Raw genomic sequence first — 6,910 nt, forward strand, 5'->3', positions numbered from 1 at the left:
GCGGCTGCCGGAGCACATGGTGCCGTCGGCGGTCGTGGTCCTGGACGCGCTGCCGCTGACCGGCAACGGGAAGCTGGACCGCAAGGCCCTGCCCACACCCGACTTCGCGGCCATCGCGGGGGCGGGCCGGGCCCCGGCCGACGTGCGCGAGGAGATCCTGTGCGCCGCCTTCGCCGAGGTCCTGGACCTGGAGAACGTGGGCGTCGACGACGACTTCTTCGAGCTGGGCGGCCACTCGCTGGTGGCCGTGCGGCTGGTCGAGATCCTGCGGGGGCGCGGCGTCTCCGTCTCCGTGCGCACCCTGTTCGACAACCCGACCGTGGCCTCCCTCGCGGCGTCCGCCGGCACGGAGCAGTTCGTCGTCCCCGACAACCTCATCCTGGCCGGTGCCACTGAGATCACGCCCGCGATGCTGCCGCTGGCCGACCTGACCGCCGACGAGGTCGCCACGGTCGTGGCCTGCGTCGAGGGCGGCGCGGCCAACGTCAAGGACATCTACCCGCTCGCCCCGCTCCAGGAAGGCCTGCTCTTCCACCACATGCTGGCGGAGGGCGGCGACGACGCGTACGTCATGCCGGCGGTCCTGGAGTTCGACTCGCGGGCCCGGCTCGACGCGTTCGTCGACGCGCTGCGGCGCGTGGTGGAGCGGCACGACATCTACCGCACCTCCTACGTGTGGGAGGGGCTGCGCGAGCCCGTGCAGGTGGTGTGGCGCCAGGCCGCTCTGCCGGTCACGGAGATCGTCCTGGACCCGTGCGGCACCGACCCGGTCGCCGAGCTCGTCGAGGGAGGCGGCGCCCGCATGGACCTGGGCCGGGGCCCACTGCTCGACCTGCACGTCGCGGCCCTACCGGGTGAGGCCGGTCCGGAGCACTGGCTGGCGCTCATCCGCGCCCACCACATGGTGCGCGACGGCACCGCCCTCGAAGTGCTCCTGGAGGAGGTGACCGCGTTCCTCGAAGGGCGCGGCGACCAACTGCCCGAGCCGCTGCCGTTCCGCAACTTCGTCGCCCAGGCACGCGGCGGCGTCGCCCGCTCCGAGCACGAGCGGTACTTCGCCGAGCTGCTCGGCGACGTCACCGAGCCCACGGCCCCCTTCGGCCTGGTGGACGTGCGCGGCGACGGCGCCTCGCTGGCCCGGGCCCGCGTCGCGGCCGACCCGGAACTGGCCGGGCGCCTGCGGGAGGTGGCGCGGCGCGCAGGCGTCAGTGCGGCGACCGCGCTGCACGTGGCCTGGGCGCGGGTCCTGGCGGCGGTGTCCGGCCGTACGGACGTGGTGTTCGGCACGGTCCTGTTCGGTCGCATGAACGCGGGCGTGGGCGCCGACCGGGTGCCGGGTCCGTTCATCAACACCCTTCCCGTACGCGTCCCCACGGCCCGGCTCGGCGCGCTCGGGGCCATCACCGCGATGCGCGGCCAGCTCGCCCGGCTCCTGGAACACGAGCACGCGCCGCTGGTCGTGGCGCAGCGGGCGGCCGACCTGGAGGGCGACACCCCCCTGTTCACCGCCTGCCTCAACTACCGGCGCAGCATCGGCGAGGACCTGGACGAGCGCTGGAACGCCTCCCTGCCGGGCACCAAGCTGCTGTTCACCCGTGAGCGCACCAACTACCCGCTGGCCCTGCTCGTCGACGACGACGGGGACGGCCTGGAGCTGATCGTCGACGCCGTCGCCCCGATCGACCCGGAGGCGGTCGCCGCCTTCGCGCGCACCGCCGTCGAAGAGCTGGTGGGCGCCGCCGAGCAGGCGCTGGAGGGCGGGCCCGACCTGCCGCTGAGCAGGGTCGGCGTGCTGGCCGACGACGAGCGCCGCCGGATGCTCGCCGAGTGGAACGACACGGCGGCCAACGTGGCGCCCGCGACGGTGCCCGAACTGTTCGCGGCGCGGGTCCGGGAGACCCCGGACGCCGTCGCCGTGGCCTCCGACGGCGCCGAGCTGACGTACGCGGAGCTGGACGCGCGGGCCAACCGGCTCGCCCGGTTCCTGACCGGCCGGGGCGTGGGCCCGGAGTCGGTGGTCGCGGTGGTGCGGGAGCGAGGGGTCGACCTGATCGTCACCCTGCTCGGTGTGCTCAAGGCGGGCGGCGCCTATCTGCCGGTCGACCCGGAGTACCCCGCGCAGCGCATCGCGTTCATGCTGAAGGAGTCGGGCGCGGTGGCGGTCCTGGCGTCGGCGCTGTGCGCGCCGGTCGTGCCGGGTGACACGCAGGCGCCGGTCCTCGTCCTCGACGAGCCGCCGCTCGCGACACAGATCGAGGCGCTGGACGGCGGCGCCCTGAGCGACGCGGAACGGGGCGCACGGCTGCGGCCCGCCCACCCCGCGTACATGATCTTCACCTCGGGTTCGACGGGCCGGCCCAAGGGCGTGGTCGTCACGCACACCGGCGTCGCCAGCCTGGTGACCGCGCAGATCGAGCGGTTCGAGGTCGGCGCCGACAGCCGGGTCCTCCAGTTCGCCTCGCCGGGCTTCGACGCGGCGACCTGGGAGCTGGTCATGGCGCTGGGCTCGGGCGCCCGCCTGGTGGTGGCGCCCGCCGAGACGCTGCTGCCGGGCGGCGGGCTCGCCGAACTCGTGGCGCGCCACGGGGTCACGCACGCCACGCTGCCGCCCGCCGTCCTGTCCGTGCTCGAACCCGAGGACCTCGCCCCGGTCACCACCCTGGTGTCGGCCGGTGAGGCGCTCGGCGGCGAACTGGTGGCCCGCTGGTCGCGCGGCCGCCGCTTCGTCAACGCCTACGGCCCGACCGAGACGACCGTGTGCGCGACCATGTCGGACGCCCTGAGCGAGAACGACGACCGGCCCGGCATCGGCACGCCGATCACCAACTCCCGGGTGTACGTGCTCGACGAGAGCCTCAACCCGGTCCCGGCCGGCGTGGACGGCGAGCTGTACATCGCGGGCGCCGGGCTCGCCCGCGCCTACGTGGGCCGACCGGCCCTGACCGCCGAGCGGTTCGTGGCCTCGCCCTTCGACAAGGCGGGCGAGCGGCTCTACCGCACGGGCGACCGGGTGCGCTGGACCGCCGACGGCCGGCTGGTGTTCGCCAGCCGCGTCGACGACCAGGTCAAGATCCGCGGCTTCCGCATCGAACCGGGCGAGGTCCAGGCCGTCCTGGCCGCGCACCCCGGCGTGACCCAGGCCGCCGTCGTGGTCCGCGAGGACGGCGCGGGCGGCCGGCGTCTGGTTGGCTACGTCGTGCCAGCCGCCCCGGACGATGGTGAACTGGCCGACCTCATAAGGCGGTTCACCGAGGCGCGGCTGCCCGAGTACATGGTGCCGCCCGCCCTCGTCGTCCTGGACGCCCTGCCCCTGACGGCCAACGGCAAGGTGGACCGCAGGGCCCTGCCCGACGCGGGACCCGCCGCGAGCACGGGCCGCGCGCCCGCCACCGAGCGGGAGAAGGCCCTGTGCGCGGCGTTCGCCGAGGTGCTCGGCCTGCCCGAAGTCGGCGTCGACGACGACTTCTTCGCCCTCGGCGGGCACTCCCTGCTCGCCACCCGCCTCACCGGCCGTCTGCGGACGGTGCTCGGCGTCGAGGTGTCCCTGCGGGTGCTCTTCAGGGCGCGGACGGTGTCCGGCCTCGTACGACAGCTTGGAAATGTGAGCTCTGCTAGGCCCGCGCTGCGGCCGATGCGTAACCAGGAGGAGTCCTGATGATTCCGTTGTCATTCGCGCAGCGTCGGCTGTGGTTCATCTCCCAGTTGGAGGGCCCGAGCGCGGCCTACAACATCCGTGTCGCACAGCGCCTGTCCGGCGCCGTGGACCGGGCGGCCCTTCAGACGGCCCTGCGGGACGTCATCGGCCGCCACGAGATCCTGCGCACCGTGTACGGCGTCGCGGCGGGCGAGCCCTACCAGCGCGTCCTGCAGGCCGCCGACCTCGACTGGCGGCTGACGGCCGCCGACGTCACACCGGCCGACCTGGACGGGGAGATCGCCGCCGCCGTCGGGTACACCTTCGACCTCACCGCCGAAGTCCCCGTCAAGGCCTGGCTGTTCACCACGGCACCCGACGAGCACATGCTCGTCATGGTCGTCCACCACATCGCGGGTGACGGCTGGTCCATGGGCCCGCTGGCCCGCGACCTGTCCACGGCCTACGCGGCGCGCACCCGGGGCACGGCCCCGGCGTGGGAGCCGCTGGCCGTGCAGTACGCCGACTACACGCTGTGGCAGCGCGAGCTGCTCGGCGACGAGAGCGACCCCGAGAGCCTGTTCTCCCAGCAGACCGCCCACTGGCGCGAGGCGCTGGCGGACGTGCCGCAGGAACTGGAGCTGCCGTACGACCGGACGCGTCCGGCCGTCCTCCGACACACCGGCCACACCGTCCCCTTCGAGCTGCCCGCCCGGGTGCACGCGCGCCTCGCCGAGGTCGCGCTCGCCGAGGGCGTCACCCTGTTCGCCGCGCTCCAGGCCGCCCTCGCCGTGACCCTGTCCCGGCTCGGCGCGGGCACCGACATCCCGATCGGCTCCGTCAACGCGGGCCGCGGCGACGAGGCCCTCGACGACCTGGTCGGCTTCTTCGTCAGCACCCTCGTGGTGCGCACCGACCTGTCGGGCGACCCGACATTCCGTGAGCTCCTCGCCCGGGTGCAGGAGGCGAGCCTGTCGGCCTTCGAGCACCAGGACGTCCCCTTCGAGAAGCTGGTCGAGGAGCTCGCCCCGACCCGCTCCCTGGCCCGGCACCCGCTGTTCCAGGTCATGCTGATGCTCCAGAACACCGGCGAGGCCGCGCTCCGACTCCCCGGCATCCACGCCGAGTCGGTGCCCACCGGGGACTCCGCCGCCAAGTTCGACCTGGAGGTCGGCGTCGGCGAGACCTTCGACGAGAACGGTGCCCCGGCCGGGCTGCACGGCTCCGTCATCGCCGCCGCCGACCTGTTCGACGCCGACTCCGTACGGTGGATCGCCGACCGGCTCACCCGCGTCGTCGAGGCCCTCGCCGACGACCCCGGCACCCGCGTCGGCGACGTGCGGCTCCTGGACGACGCCGAGCTGCACCAGGTCCTTCACGGATGGAACGACACCGACGCCGAGGTCCCGGCCGCCACGCTGCCCGACCTCTTCGAGGCCCAGGCGGCCCGCACGCCCGACGCGGTCGCCCTCGTCGACGGCGAGGAATCGTACACATACGCCCAACTGAACACCCGAGCAGACCAGTTGGCGCACCTGCTCGCCGACCGGGGCGTCGGCCCCGAGTCGATCGTCGCCGTCGTCATGGAGCGCGGCGCGGACCTGGTGGCGTCGCTGCTCGCCGTGGTCAAGGCCGGCGGCGCCTATCTGCCGGTCGACCCGGAATACCCCCAGGAGCGCATCGCGTACATGCTCGCCGACGCGCGCCCGGTGTGCGTGCTGACCGACCTCGCGTGCGCCCGCGCCATCCCCGCGACCGACGCGCCCGTGGCGGTCCTCGGCAAAGAGCTCGCCGGGTCCGACGCGGTCGCGCTGCCCGGCCGCGCCGCCCTGCTGCCCCAGCACCCCGCGTACGTCATCCACACCTCGGGCTCCACCGGCCGCCCCAAAGGCGTCGTCGTCGGCCACCAGGCCCTCGCCAACCACCTGTACGCCGCCGCCGAGCGCGTCCCGCTCGGCGCGGGCGACCGGCTCGTCGCCGTCACCACGGTCTCCTTCGACATCGCGGCCCTGGAACTGTTCCTGCCGCTCGTCAACGGCGCCGCCGTCGTCCTCGCCGACCGCGAGACCGTCCGCGACCCCCACGCCCTCCTCGACCTGATCCGCACCAGCGGGGCGACCGCACTCCAGGCCGTGCCGTCCCTGTGGCGCGCGCTCCTGGACGCCGGCGACTGGCCCGCCTCCGTGCGCGCCCTCGTCGGCGGCGAGGCCCTGCCCGAGGAACTCGCCGCCAAGCTGCACGCCCTCGGCGCGCGCGCCGTGAACCTGTACGGGCCCACCGAGGCCACCATCTGGGCCACCTCCGCCGAGGTCGCCGAGGGCCCCGTACGCATCGGCCGGCCCTTCGCCAACACCCGCGCCTACGTCCTCGACGACCGGCTGCGGCCCGTGGCCCCCGGCGCCACGGGAGAGCTCTACCTCGCGGGCGCCCAGCTCGCCCGCGGCTACCTGGGCCGCGCGGCCCTGACCGCCGAACGGTTCGTCGCCTCCCCGTTCGTCCCCGGCGAGCGGCTCTACCGCACCGGCGACGCCGCCCGCAGACGCCCCGGCGGCGTCCTCGAATGCCTGGGCCGCACCGACGGCCAGGTCAAGGTCCGCGGCTTCCGGATCGAGCTGGGCGAGGTCGAAGCCGTCCTCGAACGCCACGCCCGGGTCGCCCGCGCCGCGGTCGTCGTCCGCGAGGACACCCCCGGCGACGCCCGGCTCGTGGCCTACGCGATCCCCGCGAGTGGAGAGGAGGGAGAACTCGATGCCGCGGAGCTACGAGCCCACGTGGGATCGAGCCTGCCGGGTTACATGGTGCCCTCTGCGGTGCTGGTGCTGGACGCACTGCCGCTGACCGCCAACGGAAAGCTCGACCGCAAGGCCCTGCCCGCGCCCGACTACGCGACGGGCGCGGGCCGGGGCCCGGCCGACCTGCGCGAGGAGCTGCTGTGCGCGGTCTTCGCCGAGGTCCTCGGCCTGGCGAACGTCGGCGTCGACGACGACTTCTTCGCCCTGGGCGGCCACTCGCTGCTCGCCGTCGAACTCATGGGCCGGGTCCGGGCCGCCCTGGGCGCCGACGTGCCCGTGCGCGCGCTGTTCCAGACCCCGACCCCGGCCGGCCTCGCCGCCTCCGCGGGCGCCGTCCAGGTCGAGGTGCCGGCGAACCTGATCCCGGCCGACGCGACCGAGATCACGCCCGAGATGCTGCCGCTCGCCGACCTCACCGCCGACGAACTGGCGGCGGTCGTCGCCACCGTCGACGGCGGCGCGGCCAACATCGCCGACGTCTACC

At 74.5% G+C, this 6,910-nt stretch carries 2 protein-coding genes; both read left to right on the forward strand.

What is annotated here, in order from left to right; translation table 11 throughout:
- Nucleotides 1–3,655 (forward strand): non-ribosomal peptide synthetase (locus IEZ15_RS42970; RefSeq protein ID WP_189282369.1); only part of this gene is annotated, 3,655 nt, incomplete at its 5' end.
- Nucleotides 3,655–6,910 (forward strand): non-ribosomal peptide synthetase (locus tag IEZ15_RS42975; protein ID WP_189282370.1); only part of this gene is annotated, 3,256 nt, incomplete at its 3' end. The genes IEZ15_RS42970 and IEZ15_RS42975, both read left to right, overlap by 1 nt.

The organism is Streptomyces atratus (assembly GCF_014648655.1).
Classification (GTDB): domain Bacteria; phylum Actinomycetota; class Actinomycetes; order Streptomycetales; family Streptomycetaceae; genus Streptomyces; species Streptomyces atratus.